This window comes from Heliomicrobium gestii, from assembly GCF_009877435.1.
Classification (GTDB): domain Bacteria; phylum Bacillota; class Desulfitobacteriia; order Heliobacteriales; family Heliobacteriaceae; genus Heliomicrobium; species Heliomicrobium gestii.
In genome coordinates this window covers 95962-112790 of the sequence record NZ_WXEX01000005.1, presented here as the reverse complement: position 1 = coordinate 112790, position 16829 = coordinate 95962, and the positions used below count along the sequence as shown (strand labels likewise).

Sequence of the window (16829 nt, the reverse complement as noted above, 5' to 3'; positions counted from 1 at the left end):
CAAGCGATGCCGGAAAGCATAGCGGAAGATAGGATGCTTATAGAAGACGGAAAAAGGGGGAGCGGTCGATGACGCCGCCGGAAGCGCAACTCTCGCTGGAGGACATCCGTGTCGCCGCCGGTCGCCTCGAAGGCAAGCTGCACCGCACCCCTTTTGAGCGGTCAGTCACCTTCAGCCAACTCAGCGGGCGCGACGTTTGGCTGAAGTGCGAGAATTTGCAGCGAACAGGCTCTTTCAAGATCCGTGGGGCCATGAACAAGATCCTCAGCTTGACAGAAGCAGAACGCAAGCGCGGCGTCATCGCGGCATCGGCAGGCAACCATGCCCAGGGGGTGGCCCTGGGCGCCTCCCTGCTCGGCGTACGGGCGACGATTGTCATGCCCAAAGGGGCGCCCCTGGCCAAGGTGGAAGCCACTCGCGACTATGGCGCCCAGGTGATCCTCTACGGCGACTTTTACGATGAAGCCTACAAACATGCCCAGGAATGGAGAGACCGGACCGGCGCCGTCTTCATCCACGCCTTTGATGACCCTCTGGTGATCGCCGGCCAGGGGACATTGGGCCTGGAGATGTTGGAACAGATGGATCCGATCGGCGCCTTCGACGGCATCGTGCTTCCCATCGGCGGCGGCGGCCTGGCCGGCGGTCTGGCGCTGGCCGTCAAGAGCCTGGCGCCCCAGGTGCGCATCGTCGGCGTCCAGGCCGAATCGGCGCCCGCCATGGCCCTGTCGAAGGAATTGCACACCCACACCGTCGTCGCCTGCAAGGCCACCATTGCCGATGGCATCGCCGTGGCCTGTCCGGGTGACGTCACCTTTGGCCTCATCGAACGACTGGTCGACGAGGTCGTCACCGTCAATGACGAATCCATCGCCAAGGCGGTCACCCTGTTGCTGGAGCGCGCGAAGCTGGTCGTCGAGGGTTCGGGCGTTGTCGGGCTGGCCGCCCTCCTGGAGGAACGGGCCGGTCAGAGAGGGGAGCGCTGGGCCGCGCTGCTGTCCGGCGGCAACATCGACATCTCCGCCATCGCTCGCATCATCGAACACGGCCTCGTCGAGAGCGGACGCCGCTGGGAGTTTCGCACCACCCTGCCCGATCATCCCGGCGCGCTGCAGCGACTCCTCTCCGAGGTGGCCCAGGGCGGCGCCAACATCATCTCTGTCATCCATGACCGCCTGCGCCCCGGCTTGTCCCTCAGCCAGGCCGAGGTGATCATCGCGCTGGAGACGAGGGATCAGGCCCATATCGAGCAATTGAAAGCTCAACTGGTGGCGCGCGGCTTTGGCATCGTCGATGTGTAACGGCCGATAACGGCAAAATCGGGCGTTGCAAAAGGGCGATCGCGGCAAAACCGGCGCCGGAGGCGCCCCAAATTGCCATTCAACAAAAGAGGAACAAAATATTAAAAAAAGTTTTCCATGGGCAGAAGGTATTAACTGTCAGGGGTCGAATAATAAAATGGAATAGCCATGGTTGTGCTAGGGAAGGTGGTGAGAGCATGACTATCACCGATGTCCGTGTCAGAAAAGTAAACTTGGAAGGTAAAATGAAAGCGATTGTCTCCGTCACCTTCGACAACGCCTTTGTCGTCCATGACGTAAAAGTGGTTGAAGGACAAAAGGGGCTTTTTGTCGCCATGCCAAGCCGGCGGACGCCGGAAGGGGAATACCGCGACATTGCCCACCCGATCTCGGCGAAAGCGCGCGAACAGATTTCCGTTGCCGTGCTAAACGCCTATCAAGACGCCGTTGCCAGTGCGATTGCATAATTTTTTTTCTTGAATATATACGCATGGCCACATAAGCAAAAGAGATGCCAAGTGCATCTCTTTTTTCATGCCCGGATTCTTGGCGGCGCGCTGCGGTGGCGGCTGGCGAGGTTACGGTTCGATCCGCCAGACCTGGCGCAGATCGACCTCGTCGTCCCACTCACGGCCTTCCTCGATCAACCGCCACAGCGGCAGGATGTCGCCGGCCACCGCCTCATAGCCGGGAAGCGACTCCAGGTCCCGGCGGAGCGCGACGATGCGCCGCCGGAAGTAATCCTTGTCGCCTTCGTAAAAGGCCCGGCAGGCGGCGCGGTCGGCAAAGAGGTTGCGCGGCAGCCGCGCCGCCTGTTCGCCGATCAGTTTGGCCAGGCTCAACGTGGACAGGGTGATCGCCGGCGAGACGAGCCAACTGGAAGGGGAGCGGTATTCGAAACGGCCGGGCGCTTTCAGGCGCACGTCGCCGATATAGCCGTAATACTTGCGCCGCCGGATCGCCGCATCGCCGCGCTCGACGAGAAAGAGCGGGATCAGCAGGTAATTGTCCAAGGCCCGCAGCAACGGGAAGGTGAGCGAAAGGCCGCCGAAGTGGATGTGACCGCCGATGGGAAATTGGGAAAAGGGCATGGCGCCGGCCAGCATGCGCACCGGCTTTTTGCGCACCTTTTTCGCCGCGCCGGCGAGCAGCGAGCCGATCGACTGGGTCAGGTCGCGCGCCTCTGTCTGCGGATCCGGTCGAATCTCGGCGATGGCTTTGCGCCGGTCACAGCCGATGGGGCCCTCAGTCGGAAAAAACCGGTTGGCGGGAACCAGTTTGCCTGTTTGGGTGTGCTTGAACATGAATTCCGGATCGGCGCCCAGCGTCAGGGGCGCCGAAGCGCCGGGGGGCGAGCCGTCTCCCCCGACAGCCATCGCCTCGCCGGCAGAGGACCCGCCGGCGCTCCCCCCTTGACCGGCGCCGCGGCGCTTTCGCTCGATCAAGGGGACGATCGCGCGGCCGTAGGCGGACGCCAACTCAACTGTGAGCAGCGGCGCCGTCGTCACCTTGGTCACCCGTGGGGCGCCGCGCACGGGGACGGCCAGGTCGACGGCGCCGAAATCGGCGCCGGCCAGGTAGAGCGCCCGCAAGGCCAGGGCCAGGCTTTTTTGGCGTTCCATTTTCGAGAAGGTGTCCTTGGACTGCAGGGCGATCACCTGGCCGTCGACGACATGGAGGGTAAGGGTGCGCCCGATCCCTTTCCGCGTGCCGTAGGGGAGCCGGTGTAGGCGATAGAGCGCTGTCGGGTCGCGCAGGTTGGCGATGGCGGACCGCGGGTTGACGGTGAACCGGCGTCCCTCCACCCCGCTGGCGGCGCCGAAGCGGATCAATCCCTCTGGCGGCGGGACCGGGCATTCGATGGCCTGTTTGCAACCTAACGCGTCGGCCAGACGCCGCGCCGACAACCGGTTGGGGTGGAGGACGAGCAGGTCCACGTTGTTCACCTCGTCGACAAGATTTTTAAGTGACATGAAAGGAAACAGGCCATCGATGTGGAATAGTAGACGGGGACTTTCGGCTTTCGCATATTCTTGTGAGAGCATGGAATGGTAGAGACGCAAGCCATAACAGGAGGCGCAATCAATCAATGCATAAGCGGACGGCGGTCGTCCTGGCGGCGGGGAAAGGGACCCGTATGAAATCTCGCCAGCCAAAAGTGCTTCATGCGGTTGCCGGCCAACCGATGATTTGTCATGTCCTCGACGCCCTTGCCGACTGCGGTGTAGCGCAGCCGGTCGTCGTCGTCGGCCATGGCGGAGAAGCGGTGCAGCAATGCCTGGGAGACCGGGCGCGCTACGCCTGGCAACAGGAACAACTGGGCACCGGTCACGCGGTGATGATGGCCCGGCCCGAGGTTTCCGAAGAGGTGGAGACGGTGATGGTCCTCTGCGGCGATACGCCGCTGTTGACCGGCGCCACCCTGGCCGCCCTTTGGGAAACCCATGAAAAGACGGGGGCCATGGGCACTGTGCTGACGGCGGTGATCGGCGAACCGAAGGGGTACGGACGAATCCTGCGGGATGATGCCGGCCATGTGGCGGCCATTGTCGAGGAAAAAGACGCCGACGAGAACCAAAAAGCGATTCGGGAGATCAACGCGGGAACCTACTGCTTTGACCGGGCGGCCCTCTTTGCCGCCCTTGATGCGATCACCCCGGCGAACGCCCAGGGTGAATACTACCTGACCGATGTGCTGGCCATCTTCCGCCGGCAGGGCGGGCGAGTGGCCGCCCACACCCTCACCGATGAGAGGGAGATCCTCGGAATCAACTCGCGGAGCCAGTTGGCCGAAGCGGAGGCGGTCCTCCAGGATCGTCTCCGCCGCAAGTGGATGGACGCCGGGGTGACCCTGATCGATCCGGGTTCTGTCTTTTTCCATGCCCAGGCGGTCATCGGACCTGATACGATCATCTACCCCCAGACGATCATTGAAGGGGAGACGGTCATCGGCGAAGGCTGCCGGTTGGGACCGGCCACGCGGATATGGGGCAGCCGGATTGGAAACAATGTAGCGATCCAAAACTCCATCGTCCTGGACAGCCAGATCAGCGACGATTGCGCTGTCGGCCCCTTCGCCTACCTCCGTCCGGGGACATGCCTAGCCGAGGAGGTCAAGGTGGGTGACTTCGTGGAGATCAAGAAGTCGGTCATCGGCAAGGGATCCAAGGTGCCCCACCTCAGCTATGTCGGTGACGCCACCGTGGGCGAGGGCGTCAACATCGGCGCCGGCACGATCACCTGCAACTATGACGGCCACAACAAACATACGACAACCATTGAAGACGGGGCTTTTATCGGTTCCAACACCAACCTGGTGGCGCCGGTCACCGTTGGCGCCCAGGCGCTGATCGGGGCGGGATCGACCATCACCAAAGACGTACCCGCCGGCGCGCTGGCGGTGGAACGTTCTCACATGAAGATCAAAGAGGACTTTCACGGCCGCAAGCAAAAGGCATCGAAGTGAACACCACAGCGCTGAAAACGGCAAACCATCAGGAGGTGCCCCCATGCCATTTTTCAATAAAAAGTTAAAAATCTTTACAGGAAACGCCAACCCGGCGTTGGCGGAAGAGATCGCCGAATACCTGGGTGTTCAGGTGGGCGCGGCGAAAGTCAAGAGCTTTAGCGACGGCGAGATCCAAATGGAGATCGATGAAAGCGTCCGCGGCGCCGACGTCTTCGTCGTCCAGCCGACCTGCAATCCCGTCAACGAAAACATCATGGAACTGCTGATCATGGTCGACGCCCTGCGCCGCGCTTCGGCCCGGCGGATTACCGCTGTTCTACCTTATTATGGGTACGCCCGGCAGGACCGGAAGGTGCGTGCCCGCGCGCCGATTTCGGCGAAACTGGTGGCCAATATTCTGACGGCCGCCGGCGCTCGCCGCGTCGTCACCATGGACCTCCATGCCGGCCAGATCCAGGGCTTCTTCGATATCCCTGTCGATCACCTGCCCGGTGTGCCCATCCTGGCCGAGTACTTCCTCAACAAAGGGCTGCAAGACATCGTCGTCGTCTCGCCCGACTTGGGCGGCGTGACCCGGGCGCGCGACCTGGCCGAGCGCATCGGCGCGTCCCTGGCCATCATCGACAAGCGTCGCCCCGAGCCGAACGTGTCGGAGGTCATGAACGTCATCGGCGATATTGAAGGCAAGACGGTCGTCATCACCGATGACATCATCGACACGGCGGGCACCATCGTCAACGGCGCCAAAGCCCTGTTGGAACGGGGCGCCCGCGAGGTTTACACCTGCGCCACCCACGCCGTTTTGTCCGGACCGGCCATTGAACGCATCCAAAACTCGCCGATCAAAGAGATGATCCTGACGAACACGATCCCCCTGCCGCCGGAGAAGCGGATCGACAAGATCCAGGTGCTGTCTGTCGCTCCCTTGCTGGGAGAGGCGATCATCCGCATCCATGAGGACCTTTCGGTCAGCAAGCTCTTCGACTGAGGCGACGCCAGAGGAAGCAGGCGCTTGGATCGCATGATCGAAGGGTATGAAGGGGACGAAGGAAAAGAATAAAAGGACGCTGCTTGATTTTTGCAAGCGGCGTCCTTTTTGTTTGCCTGTCAACATTCAAATGGTATAATTTAAATCAATAAAAATTACCTAGGGTTTCAAGGGTCACCGCTGTGTTTTCTATCCATGCTGATTGGAACCCGCTGTGCTTCGCTGATGCTGAATCGGCGTCGACGAGACACAGTTTTTTCTTGCAACTCGCTCAAAAAAGAATGTAAGGAGTTGGGTTACGTTGAAAAAACGGTGGTTCAAATCAGCGGCAGTACTCGTTGCCTTCCTGTTCATGTTTCAGTTGTTTCCTTTCGTATCCCAGGCCGGTTCGTCAGAATTCTTCTACACTGTTTCCGATAATCAGGTCACCATAGACGGCTGCATAACCAATGGGGCGGTTACGATACCGGACACCATCGACGGGTATCCGGTGACCAAGATCGGCAACGACGCCTTTTCTTATAAAAGCACGATCACAAGTGTCGTCATTCCCAACACGGTTACGACGATTGGGAGTAGAGCCTTTTCCGATTGCGCGAACCTGGCGAGTGTGACCATGGGCAGCGGCGTAACGACCATCGGCGGCTTTGCTTTTTATAATTGTAGCAAGGTAACCAGTTTCACCCTCCCAGACAGTGTCACCACCATCGGCGAGCAGGCTTTTAATCGCTGCAGCGCGTTGACGGGCATCACCATCCCCAAGAACGTAACGACCATCGGCGCCGACGCCTTTGGCGGCTATCCGACGAACATGCAAGCCTTCTATGTGGATGATCAAAACGCCACCTACGCCGGCGTGGACGGCGTCCTGTATGACAAAATGAAGACCGCATTGCTCCTCTGCCCGAGGGCGAAAACGGGACAATTTACTGTGCCCAACGGGGTTAGGACCATCAGCGACAAGGCCTTTTACAGTTGCTACGGCCTGACGGGCATCTCCCTTCCCGATACGGTCACGACCATCGGCAACAGCGCCTTTCAGGACTGCAGCGGCGTAACGACGTTGAACATCCCCAGCGGTGTGACCGCCATCGGCCGGTATGCCTTTTCCAACTGCGGCATTTCCTCCGCAACGATTCCGTACGGCATCACCAGCATTAACGAAGCCGCTTTTCAAAGCTGCCCAAGCCTGACGAGTCTGACGATCCCCAACGGCGTCTCTGATATCGGCAACAGCGCCTTCTCCTATTGCAGCGGCCTGACCACGATTACGATCCCAGGCAGTGTCTACCAGATTGGCGACAATGCCTTCTACAATTGCACCAGCTTGACGGAAGCGCGCTTCCTGGGTAGCGCGCCCACGATGAGCGATAATGTTTTTCAAAACTGCAGCCCCGATTTTAGGATCCGCTACATTCAGGGTGGTTCCACGTTGGATCATATTAAACTCAATATAACCCAATCGCTGCTGGCCGTTGGCGACACCTATCCGACGGTGGTGAGCGCGATTTACGACGATCGAAGTCTTTCGCTCCTTCCCGATTGCGCCGTACAGTTTTCTTCCGCTTCGCCATCGATCGCGTCCATCAGCGACGACGGTTTGATCGAAGCGGTCGCTCCGGGAACGACGGTGATTCAGGCGGTCTATGACAGCAATCAGGCATCGGCGACCGTAACAGTGACGGCGGACGATCTCCGGAGCTATGGATACCATATCTACCCCGAACGCATCCGCTTTGAGCCGGGCAGCGCCACGATCCCCGTCAAAATTGAGAAAAAAGACGACGCCGGTCCGGCGACCATCCTGTACAGCGAGATCGTCAATGGGTATCCGCAAGGCGTGAGCACCGCTCCTGGCGGCGATCAGCGCTATCAGGAATCGAAAGCCACCTTTGACTTCGAACCGCAGAGTCAGTATACGGCCAATGTGCTGATCTGGGATTCCCTAGAGTCGATGAAACCGTTGGCCAAGCCGAGAAGAATCGTTTACCCCTAGGCAATCTTTCCCTCCACGTCAGCTGAACAGAGGGCGACAAAAAGCGAGGAAGGCCGGATGCGGTTCGGCTTTCCTCGCTTTTTCAATGGGATCATGGCTCCTTCGCGTCATTCACAGGAGAGGGCGATACCGGTCTGTCGTCTGTCGGCGGTGAGGAAAGGCCACGGATATCAGAGGTGGCCGCCACCTCTTGGATTGCCTGGGATTCGTACCGTGGGGCATTGGCTGCAGCGGAGGGCGCGGGGGACGCTTCGGATGATGGGGCAATATCCGGCCGTTCTGGAACCACCGGGGGGGGGAGCGGGGCAGTATCCCCGTCCGGTAGGGGAGCGGAGGGTGTCGCTTCAGAAGGCAAGGCGGCGCTTGCAGGCGTAAAGGTCGACGCGCGCGGTAAGGCCTTACCGGGTGTTTTTGAAGCGGCGTCCTCGGAAAGGGCGGCCTCCGAAGGCGACGGCGGAAGTCCGGCGGCGGACCCACCGGCGGCGTCCCCGGAGATAGGAGGGGGAGTCGTCGCCACTTCGGTGGGGATGCGGCCAGCCGGTTGCGCCGCTGGCGCCGGCTCCGTGGGCAGCGGCGGGTACGGACCTGCATACTCGGGCGTCTTCCAGGGGTTCACATCGGACTCGCCGTCCTCTGTCGTCTTTTTCCGCTCGTCGAGTCCGATGGCTCGGCCGATGGCTGCGCCCCATTCCTTGCTGAGGCCGACGGTGGAAGACCAGAAGCGTTCCGACTGCTCGCTCACTTTTTTGACGGTGCCTTCGAAGGCGCTTTCGACGGGCGTCAACTGGTCGAGGGCATCTTCATAGATGAGGACCATGACGGCGCTGATGGTGCGAATGGCGGAGGCCGGCAGGAGCGCCCGGTTGTTGAACCATCCCTCGCCGAAGTGGCCCCGGATCTCGATGGTCAGCAGTTTTCCTGTGCGGCGATCAAAGTAGTACTCTTCGACCAAACCGATCTTCTGCCCGAGGGTGGTCAGGACCTTGCTGCCGATGATCACTGTCTTTGACTTGATCAACTCGAACAGGTGAGGCAGGTTGGTGGCCCGTTGGACCTGGCTCGAGCGGTCGATGACGATGGCGTCGTCGCCGATGGAATGCACCTTCGTGTAAGGAATGATCTTCTGTTCGCGAAAGAGGCCCTTCTGGTCCACCTGCAATGCGACCACTTCCAAGGCCTCGGGGTCGACGACCAATCCGCGAACAGTTCCCAGCTTTTGGCCCTCATCGAGACTGACGATGGGCCGGGTCAGCAGGCTTTTGCTGGCAAGCATGCGGTGGGGGCCCCCTTTTCCATAGTATTCTCTGCTTCAATGTATGCTTGTCTCTGCAGCGGCATGACAGGCGCGGATGGTCTGACCCTTTCCTGGCTATACTTTAGATGGAAGCATTTTGAAATCAGGAACCGGGAGGGCCAAGCATGCGATCGGGAGAATTGCGAGCGATCCGGCGGGAGAAGGGGTCGCGAGGGTACATCAATGAACTGCGCAAGCGCGGGTTGTTGCCGGCCGTGGTCTACGGCAAGGACAAGCCGGACATGCTCATTTCCGTCAACGCCAAGGAATTGCAAGGGCTGTTGAAGGCCATCGGGAGCGCCAGCGCCATCCTGGACTTGCAAGTCGAGGGGACCGATGACCGGCAGAAGGTGATGGTCAGGGAGTTGCAGCGCGATCCGGTGGCCCGGACGCCCAACCACATCGACTTTCAACTGGTGGATATGAACAAACCGGTTCACACCGAAATCCCCATCCACCTGGTGGGGACGCCGGCCGGCGTCAAGGCCGGGGGGATCATCCAGCACGGTCTCCGCGCCGTAGCGGTGGAGGGCTTGCCCGATAAACTGCCGCCGCGCTTTGACCTCGATATCGCCCATATGGAACTGCATGATAAGATGACCGTCGCTGACATCGTAGCGCCCGAGGGGATCGAGATCATTTCCGAGCGGGATCAAGTGATCCTTTCCATCATCGTTCCGCGAGCCGTCTTGGAGCCGGCCGAGTCGGCGCCTGAGTTGGAGACGAACGGTCCGGACAAGGCGGCGAACGGGAACGGAAAAGCGAACGGCAACGGCAATGGTGACAACGGTGGCGGCGACAAAGGGGAGGCCTAGCCGTTACGGGCGCTGAAACAAGTCCGTAACTGTATCGAATATAAAAAAGGAAGCCACCTGTCACGGCAGGTGGCTTCCCTGATCGCGCGCTTCTTGACCGAGGCTGCCCGGCGAAGGGGCGTGAACCGGGCTCATGGCGCGCCAACTGGCGTCTGAAAAAGGGATACTCCCCCGTAACCGCGAAGAGTAAGAGGGAAAGGGGAGATTGACAGGTGAAGGCGATTGTCGGTTTGGGCAACCCCGGCCTGCAATACGCGCGGACGCGCCACAACATCGGCTTTATGGTCATCGATCGGCTGGCCGAGATGTGGGGCGCCGACGGGTTCCGCGATAAGTTCCAGGGGCTTTGCAGCGAAGCTCGTGTCGACGGGGAGAAGGTGCTCCTGCTCAAACCGCAGACCTATATGAATCTCAGCGGCCAGGCGGTTGCGGCCATGGCCGTCTTCTATAAGCTGCCGCCGGAGGACATCTTGGTGATCTATGACGACATGGATTTGAACCTTGGCAAGCTGCGCGCCCGGGCGAAGGGGAGCAGCGGCGGCCACAACGGGATGAAGTCGATCATCGCGCTGCTGGGAACAGAGGAATTTCCCCGGCTGAAGATGGGCATCGGTCGTCCGGCAGGACGCCGTCCCGCTGCCGCCCATGTGCTGGAGAGCTTCACCGACGAGGAGCGCGAGACGGTGAAGGCCATGATCGATCAGGGAGGCGATGCGGCGGCCCTGTGGCTGCGCAGGGACATCATCGAGGTGATGAACCGGTTCAACGCCGGGGAAAAACCGGCGAAGGGCGGCGGCAAGAGCCGCGACACGTCGCCGGCGGAGTAGAACGGTTGCCCAATCAGCGCTCGTCGCGCAGTTCATCGGCCAGGGCCAGGCGCACCTGACGCCGGACGGATTTTTCCAGCCAGTCGGCAGTGTCGGTGTCCAGGGGCGCAGCCTGATAGCGCGGCGCCAGCGCCTCGGCTTCGCGGAATTTTTCCGCCAGCATGGCGTCGATTCGGCTGTCGGCGACGCCGCCTTGTTTCAGGGCCAGCATCTGCTGGCGCGGCTCGCCCTCATACCGGAGGGCGGCGTCGAAATCCCAGCCGAAGCCGGCGTAGCGCTTTACCAGATCGAGGAGGCGGAAGGCGTGCAGCGCCTCTTTGGTGTCGTATCCGTACCGCCGCACCAAGGGCAGGGTCGTTTCGGTGCCCTTGCGGAGGGTGCGCAGTTTTTCTTTCGCCGTTCCCAGGCAATGCCGGTAGAGCCCGGCGCGGTTCATGGCCGCCAGGCGGTCGCGGCGCGCCAAGAGCGCTTGGGCGAAGGCGCTGTGCCGGTCATGGACGCGCCACTGGCGGCTGAACAGGATCTCCAGGAAGTAGGGGTTGCCCTTGCGGATCAGTTCGGCGAACCGGCGCAGGTCGTGGGCCGTGTAGTCGCAATCGGGCGATGTCTCCGCTGACGCGAAGGCGCGCTTGCTGTAGAGGTCATCAAAGCTGGGCAGGACGATATGCTTCCAATCCTCGTCCGAGCCGGCGCCCTCCAGGTGATAGTTGTGGGCGCCGACAAGGGCCGAGAGGATGACCTCCCGTCCGGCGAGACGGGCAATCTCCGTCATCGCGATACCCCCTTTGAGGAATTCGCCTGTACCGGGAGGGCTTTTTTTGTTGCAGGCCTTTTTGCATGGCTTCTTGCTCGCCCTGGGGCTGATCCTCCCCTTGGGCGTACAGAATGTCTTCATCTTCAATCAGGGGATCTGTCACCAGCGCCTATGGGGCGCTCTTCCCGCCGTCATCACCGCCGCCCTTTGTGACACCCTGTTGATCTCGCTGGCGGTGGGGGGCGTCTCGTTGCTCTTGTTTGAGGCGGAAGGGTTCAAAGCGCTGTTGATTCTGGGCGGGATCGCCTTTTTGGTTTATATGGCTTGGCAGACCTGGCAGAGCCAGCCGGCCGGCCTCGCGAGCGATAGCGGAGATAGCGGGCCGGGCTGTGAGAGCCGGGCCCAGTCGGCTGCCGCGAGCGACCGGGACGATGGGGCGCTATCAAATCGTGCCGATGCCTCCGGCGCGACCAGCGCCGTCTCAGACGCCGCGCCGAAAGACGTCACCCGTTGGACGCCGGGCCGCCAGATCCTCTTCGCCATGTCCGTGTCACTTCTCAACCCGCATGCTATCATGGATACGATCGGTGTCATCGGGACGGGCTCGGTCGCTTATACTGATCATGCAGAAAAAATGACCTACACCCTTTCCTGCATCGTTGTCTCCTGGATCTGGTTCTTCTTGCTGATGCTCGCCGGCCGCCGCGTCGGCCGCTCCTCCCGGGGCGTCGCCTTACAGCGCGCCATCAACCGCCTGTCGGCCCTGTTCATGGCCTTTAGCGCGTTGCTGCTGGCTCGGAACCTGTAGCCGCCAGACTCGCGGCATACTCCATGAAGGCGCGAAAGACAGCGGGATCGAACCAGCTTTCTCGGTTCTTGAGATAATCGATCGCCTCGGTCAGGGTGCGTCCTTTTTGGGTGATCCGGTCCTCCTGCGTCATGGCGAAGATGTCGCAGATCCCGATGATGCGGGCGCCGTAGACGATGGCGTCCCCTTTCAAGCCGTTGGGGTAGCCCGAGCCGTCCAAATGCTCGTGGTGCTGGCCGATCATCTGGGCCACTTCCGGCGGAAAGAGATCGGTATCCCGGATGAGCGACTCGCCGTGGGCGCTGTGCACCTGGATCAGGATTTGTTCGATAGGGTCGATGCCGTGTGGCTTTTGCAGGATGTCCGAGGCGACGCGCAGCTTGCCGATGTCGTGCAGCAGCGCCGCCAGGACGATCGGTTGCGCCTGTTCCCCGGTGATGCCGAGGTGGGGCAAAAAGCCGCGGACAACCCTGGCCACGTCCTGTGTGTGCGTGAGGCTGGGCTGGTCATGATCGGCCAGCTTTTCCAGCAACTTGTGCGTCTCTGCCAGAAGACTTTTGTATGTTCTCCCTTCGAGGGTCATAAGGGATACCTCCTTTGTTTCCTGTCTGCCCTCGTCGTTTTTCATCTTTTCGCATTTCCTTGCGCATTTCATTGTAACCGAATTCCATTTTTCGTGAAACATCCTTTTCTTGACCCCGCAACCGGGGCAACAATATAATGAGAACGAATTCGGCCGTTTCCCCCCGGGCCGGGGAAACGGGGGGATCCTTTTTTCCTGCCCAAAAGTCGGCCTGGAGGAGACGAGAGGAGAGAGACCATGGCCGAAAAGGCGCCTGTTGGCAACCTTTTTGATTATATCGCGCAGACAATGGAGTTTCAGCATCTGTGGTCGAGTTGGAAGCGGGGGAGGGGGCAGCAGGCTGTCTTCGGCCTCGCCGCCAGCCAGCGCACGGCCCTGATGGCCACGCTGGCCCGCCGGTCGGGCCATCCCCTTTGCATCGTCACCCATTCGCTCCAGCAAGCCCGCCGCATCGCCGAGGATCTGCAGGCGCTGCTGCCCGAGGAGGAGGTCCTTCCCTTTCCGGCCACGGAAGTGATGCCCTACGAGGTGCTCACCTCCAGCCATGAACTGCTGGCGCAGCGCTTGGCGGTCCTGTCCCGTCTCGCTCGCCGGGAACCGGTGACGGTCGTGACGACCATCGATGCCTTGATGAAAAAACTCGTCCCCCCGGCTTTGATGGCCCAGGGGGATCTCGAATTGGCCGTCGGCGCCACGGCGGAATTGAGCCAGATCCAGGAGCGCCTTCATTTCCTCGGCTACCAGCGGACGCCCATGGTGGAGGCGCCGGGCCAGTATTCCCTGCGCGGGGGAATTCTGGATGTGTATCCCCTCACCCAGAGCTTGCCGGCGCGCATCGAATTTTTCGATGACGAGATCGATTCCATTCGCCTCTTTGACCTGGAGACGCAGCGGTCCAAAGAAAAACAGGACCGCTATGCGATCGGTCCAGCCCGGGAGATGCTGCTGGCCCCGGAAACGATGGAACAAGGCCGGCGATCCCTGGAGAAGGAAGCGGCGACGGCGCGGGAACGGCTGCTCAAATCGGATTGCCAGGAGGCGGCGTCACGGCTGCAAGGCAAGGTCGACGGCTATCTGGAACAACTCGATGAGGGCATCTGGGTGGAAGGGTTGGAGCAGTTTCAACACTTCTTTTACCCGGATCAGGTGACCCTGCTCGGCTACCTGCACCCGGAGACGATCGTCTTTTGGGACGAGCCGACACGGCTGAAGGAGTCGGCTGAGGCGAAGGAGCAGGAGATTTCGGAGACCTTCGTTCACCTGCTCGAGGCGGGCAGCGTCTTGCCGTCGCAACGCAACGTCTATGTCCACTACAGCGATCTCATGAGTGACATGGCGGGCCATACGGTGATTCACCTGGCCCTGTTGGCCAAAAAGATCGAGCGCGTCAGCGTCGAGGACACGATCCAGTTCAGCGCCCAGCATATGCACCCCTTCCTGGGCAAACTCGACACGCTGGCCGACGAGTTGAAAGCCTATAAAAAGCGCAAGATCGCCGTTTTGATCCTGGCGGCTTCCATGGTCCGGCGCGACCGCATCCGGGACGCCTTGCGCGATTATGGCGTCGAGGCCCAGGCGGCGCCGGGTGTCGATGCGGAACTGCATCCCGGCACGGTGACCGTCGGCGTGGGCCAGTTGGAAGCCGGCTTTGAGTGGGCGCAGGCCCGGGTGGCCCTGATCACCGACTTTGAGATCTTCGGCCGCGAGAAACGACCGCGCAAGCCGCGCAAGTCGGCGCGGGATGGTCAGAAGATCGAGACCTTCGTCGACCTTGCCCTCGGCGACTATGTGGTCCATGTCAACCACGGCATCGGCCGCTACATGGGCGTTGAAAAGCTGCTCGTCGGCGGCTTCCAGAAGGATTACCTGGTGATCCGCTACGCCGGCGAGGATCGCCTCTATGTGCCCACCGATCAGGTCCACCTGATCCAGAAGTATGTCGGCACGGAAGGGGTCGCCCCCAAGCTCTACCGGCTGGGCGGCAACGAATGGCAGAAGGTCAAGCAGAAAGTCAAGGAATCGGTCCGCGAACTGGCCGGCGATCTGCTCAAGCTCTACGCCGCCCGGGAGAGCAAGCCCGGCTTCGCCTACACGGCCGACACGCTCTGGCAGAAGGAGTTCGAAGAATCCTTCCCCTACGAGGAAACGCCCGATCAGGTCCGTTCCATCGCCGAGGTCAAGGAAGATATGGAAAAGGCCAAGGCCATGGATCGCCTGCTCTGCGGCGACGTGGGCTACGGCAAGACCGAGGTGGCCATCCGGGCCGCTTTCAAGGCCGTCCAGGACGGAAAACAGGTGGCCATCCTCGTCCCGACGACCATCCTGGCCCAACAGCATTACAACACCTTCCGCGAGCGGTTCAGCGGCTACCCTGTCCGGGTCGAAGTCCTCTCCCGCTTCCGTTCGGCCAAGGAACAGAAGGTCTCTCTGGAAGGCCTCAAATCGGGCGAGGTGGACATCGTCATCGGCACCCACCGCCTCGTCTCCAACGACGTGGCCTTCAAGGACCTGGGTTTGTTGATCATCGACGAGGAACAGCGCTTCGGCGTCGCCCACAAGGAGAAGATCAAGCACCTGAAAGAAAATGTGGATGTGCTGACCTTGTCGGCGACGCCCATCCCGCGGACGCTGCACATGTCCCTGGTGGGGTTGCGGGACATGTCGATCATTGAGACGCCGCCGGAAGACCGCTACCCCGTGCAGACCTATGTCGTCGAATACAACCCCGAGCTGATCCGCGAGGCCGTGCGCCGCGAATTGAACCGGGGCGGCCAGGTCTATTATGTGCGCAACCGGATTGAGGATCTCGATCGCATCGCCCGCGATCTGACGGTCCTCGTGCCGGACGCCCGCATCGTCGTCGCCCATGGCAAAATGCGGGAGGATCAACTGGAACAGGTCATGCTCGACTTCTTGGAGGGCGAGTATGACATCCTCGTCTGCACGACGATCATCGAGACCGGTCTCGATATCCCCAACGTCAACACGCTGATCGTCGACGGCGCCGATCTGATGGGCCTGTCCCAGTTGTACCAGCTCCGCGGGCGCGTCGGCCGTTCCAACCGGCTGGCTTACGCCTTTTTCACCTATCGCAAGGACAAGGTGCTCACCGAGGTGGCCGAGAAACGCCTCCATGCCATCCGGGAGTTCACCGAACTGGGTTCCGGCTTCAAGATCGCCATGCGCGACCTGGAGATCCGGGGCGTCGGCAACCTGCTCGGTCCCGAGCAGCACGGCCAGATGGCCTCGGTCGGTTTTGACCTCTACTGCCGCCTCTTGGAGGAAGCCATCCAGGAGTTGAAAGGCGCCAAGCCCGAGGAGGCGCCGGAGACCCTTGTGGAGATTCAGGTCGACGCCTTCATCCCCGATGGGTACATGGCCGATTCATCGGCCAAGGTTCAGTTCTACAAACGGCTTTTGGCGGCGCGGGCCGTCGATCAGGTGGAGGCGCTGGAAGAGGAGATGGTCGATCGCTTCGGCGATCTTCCCGAACCGGTGGAGAACCTCGTGCGGCTCAGCCGGATCAAGGCCTATGGCCTACAGGCCGGCGTCTCGGCGGTGCAGCAGGAAAAAGAGGAACTGCGCATCCGCTTCTTCCCCCATGCCAAGGTGGAGGCCAAGGCGATTTCCGCCCTTGTCCAGCAACTGGGCCGCAAGGTCAATTTTTCCGCTGCAGGGGGCTTTGAGATCCGGATCAAACCGGGCCGCCTGAAGTCGAGAGAACTGCTCCGCCTCCTCGATCACTCCCTGGCGACCATCGCCGGCGGCGGCCAGGAAGCGGACGGAGCGGCCGTTGGGAACGGCGTCGTTGATGGGAAGGCTACTGTCAACAGCATCGGCGCCAGCGCCGGCGTTGGCGCCGGTCGAGGCGCCCAGCCTGCCAAATGGCCGCCCATGGCGCGCAAATAGGCGGTAAATGCCTGGGAATGATCGGGTGCCCCCTCGGCTTGCTCCGGGGGGAGAAGCGGTGGTATAATCGGCGTAGATGATCATA

General features: G+C 61.2%; 13 protein-coding genes. 9 read left to right on the top strand and 4 right to left on the bottom strand.

Translation table 11 applies throughout. From position 1 onward, the window contains the following. Window positions 1–68 precede the first annotated feature (68 nt). Both ilvA and spoVG read left to right on the top strand, forming a co-directional pair. Window positions 69–1301, top strand: a complete 1233-nt coding sequence (gene ilvA, locus GTO89_RS07220) for a threonine ammonia-lyase (protein WP_161261405.1) — start codon at window positions 69–71, stop codon at window positions 1299–1301. Between the two features lie 197 nt (window positions 1302–1498). After that, window positions 1499–1768, top strand: a complete 270-nt coding sequence (gene spoVG, locus GTO89_RS07215) for a septation regulator SpoVG (RefSeq protein WP_161256415.1) — start codon at window positions 1499–1501, stop codon at window positions 1766–1768. Window positions 1769–1879: 111 nt separating this feature from the next. Here the strand turns inward: spoVG and GTO89_RS07210 are convergent, their stop codons facing one another. Beyond that, window positions 1880–3274: a putative amidoligase domain-containing protein gene (locus GTO89_RS07210; protein ID WP_161261404.1), complete on the bottom strand. Its 1395-nt coding sequence runs from the start codon at window positions 3272–3274 to the stop codon at window positions 1880–1882. Between the two features lie 116 nt (window positions 3275–3390). Between GTO89_RS07210 and glmU the strand changes: the two genes are divergently transcribed. The 3 genes from glmU to GTO89_RS07195 all read left to right on the top strand — a co-directional run bounded on the left by glmU (window position 3391) and on the right by GTO89_RS07195 (window position 7754). Further along, window positions 3391–4767 (top strand): bifunctional UDP-N-acetylglucosamine diphosphorylase/glucosamine-1-phosphate N-acetyltransferase GlmU, encoded by a 1377-nt coding sequence (glmU, locus tag GTO89_RS07205; protein ID WP_161261403.1) that lies wholly within the window; start codon window positions 3391–3393, stop codon window positions 4765–4767. Window positions 4768–4810: 43 nt separating this feature from the next. Then, window positions 4811–5758 (top strand): ribose-phosphate diphosphokinase, encoded by a 948-nt coding sequence (locus tag GTO89_RS07200; protein ID WP_161261402.1) that lies wholly within the window; start codon window positions 4811–4813, stop codon window positions 5756–5758. A 301-nt stretch (window positions 5759–6059) separates the two neighbouring features. Beyond that, window positions 6060–7754 (top strand): leucine-rich repeat domain-containing protein, encoded by a 1695-nt coding sequence (locus tag GTO89_RS07195; protein WP_161261401.1) that lies wholly within the window; start codon window positions 6060–6062, stop codon window positions 7752–7754. Window positions 7755–7845: 91 nt separating this feature from the next. On the opposite strand, the gene GTO89_RS07190 is transcribed toward GTO89_RS07195, so the two are convergent. Continuing rightward, entirely contained in the window at window positions 7846–9027 is a 1182-nt protein-coding gene (locus tag GTO89_RS07190; protein WP_161261400.1) for a PRC-barrel domain-containing protein, read from the bottom strand. A 146-nt stretch (window positions 9028–9173) separates the two neighbouring features. On the opposite strand from GTO89_RS07190, the gene GTO89_RS07185 reads away from it, so the two are divergent. After that, on the top strand, window positions 9174–9863 hold the full coding sequence (locus tag GTO89_RS07185; RefSeq protein WP_161261399.1) for a 50S ribosomal protein L25: 690 nt from the start codon (window positions 9174–9176) through the stop codon (window positions 9861–9863). Window positions 9864–10075: 212 nt separating this feature from the next. After that, the gene (gene pth / locus GTO89_RS07180) at window positions 10076–10690 is read left to right on the top strand and encodes an aminoacyl-tRNA hydrolase (protein ID WP_161261398.1); all 615 of its coding nucleotides are present in this window, start codon (window positions 10076–10078) and stop codon (window positions 10688–10690) included. Window positions 10691–10703: 13 nt separating this feature from the next. On the opposite strand, the gene GTO89_RS07175 is transcribed toward pth, so the two are convergent. Beyond that, window positions 10704–11462: a DNA polymerase beta superfamily protein gene (locus GTO89_RS07175; RefSeq protein ID WP_161261397.1), complete on the bottom strand. Its 759-nt coding sequence runs from the start codon at window positions 11460–11462 to the stop codon at window positions 10704–10706. 46 nt (window positions 11463–11508) lie between these two features. On the opposite strand from GTO89_RS07175, the gene GTO89_RS07170 reads away from it, so the two are divergent. Further along, window positions 11509–12252 carry a LysE/ArgO family amino acid transporter gene (locus tag GTO89_RS07170; protein WP_161261396.1) on the top strand — a complete coding sequence of 248 codons (744 nt, stop codon included), beginning with the start codon at window positions 11509–11511 and terminating at the stop codon, window positions 12250–12252. Here the strand turns inward: GTO89_RS07170 and GTO89_RS07165 are convergent. Then, window positions 12221–12835, bottom strand: a complete 615-nt coding sequence (locus tag GTO89_RS07165) for an HD-GYP domain-containing protein (protein ID WP_161261395.1) — start codon at window positions 12833–12835, stop codon at window positions 12221–12223. The two genes, GTO89_RS07170 and GTO89_RS07165, sit on opposite strands and share 32 nt — an antisense overlap. A 237-nt stretch (window positions 12836–13072) precedes the next feature. On the opposite strand from GTO89_RS07165, the gene mfd reads away from it, so the two are divergent. After that, complete coding sequence (mfd, locus tag GTO89_RS07160; RefSeq protein WP_235920303.1) at window positions 13073–16744, top strand: transcription-repair coupling factor; 3672 nt, start codon at window positions 13073–13075, stop codon at window positions 16742–16744. The last annotated feature ends 85 nt before the right edge of the window (window positions 16745–16829 follow it).

What these genes read in the sequence shown, in the direction of transcription:
- glmU (WP_161261403.1), top strand. Translation starts at nt 3,391, where the DNA reads ATGCATAAGCGGACGGCGGTCGTCCTGGCGGCGGGGAAAGGGACCCGT.
- GTO89_RS07165 (WP_161261395.1), bottom strand. Translation starts at nt 12,835, where the DNA reads ATGACCCTCGAAGGGAGAACATACAAAAGTCTTCTGGCAGAGACGCAC.
- ilvA (WP_161261405.1), top strand. Translation starts at nt 69, where the DNA reads ATGACGCCGCCGGAAGCGCAACTCTCGCTGGAGGACATCCGTGTCGCC.
- spoVG (WP_161256415.1), top strand. Translation starts at nt 1,499, where the DNA reads ATGACTATCACCGATGTCCGTGTCAGAAAAGTAAACTTGGAAGGTAAA.
- GTO89_RS07210 (WP_161261404.1), bottom strand. Translation starts at nt 3,274, where the DNA reads ATGTCACTTAAAAATCTTGTCGACGAGGTGAACAACGTGGACCTGCTC.
- GTO89_RS07190 (WP_161261400.1), bottom strand. Translation starts at nt 9,027, where the DNA reads ATGCTTGCCAGCAAAAGCCTGCTGACCCGGCCCATCGTCAGTCTCGAT.
- GTO89_RS07175 (WP_161261397.1), bottom strand. Translation starts at nt 11,462, where the DNA reads ATGACGGAGATTGCCCGTCTCGCCGGACGGGAGGTCATCCTCTCGGCC.
- GTO89_RS07185 (WP_161261399.1), top strand. Translation starts at nt 9,174, where the DNA reads ATGCGATCGGGAGAATTGCGAGCGATCCGGCGGGAGAAGGGGTCGCGA.
- mfd (WP_235920303.1), top strand. Translation starts at nt 13,073, where the DNA reads ATGGCCGAAAAGGCGCCTGTTGGCAACCTTTTTGATTATATCGCGCAG.
- GTO89_RS07200 (WP_161261402.1), top strand. Translation starts at nt 4,811, where the DNA reads ATGCCATTTTTCAATAAAAAGTTAAAAATCTTTACAGGAAACGCCAAC.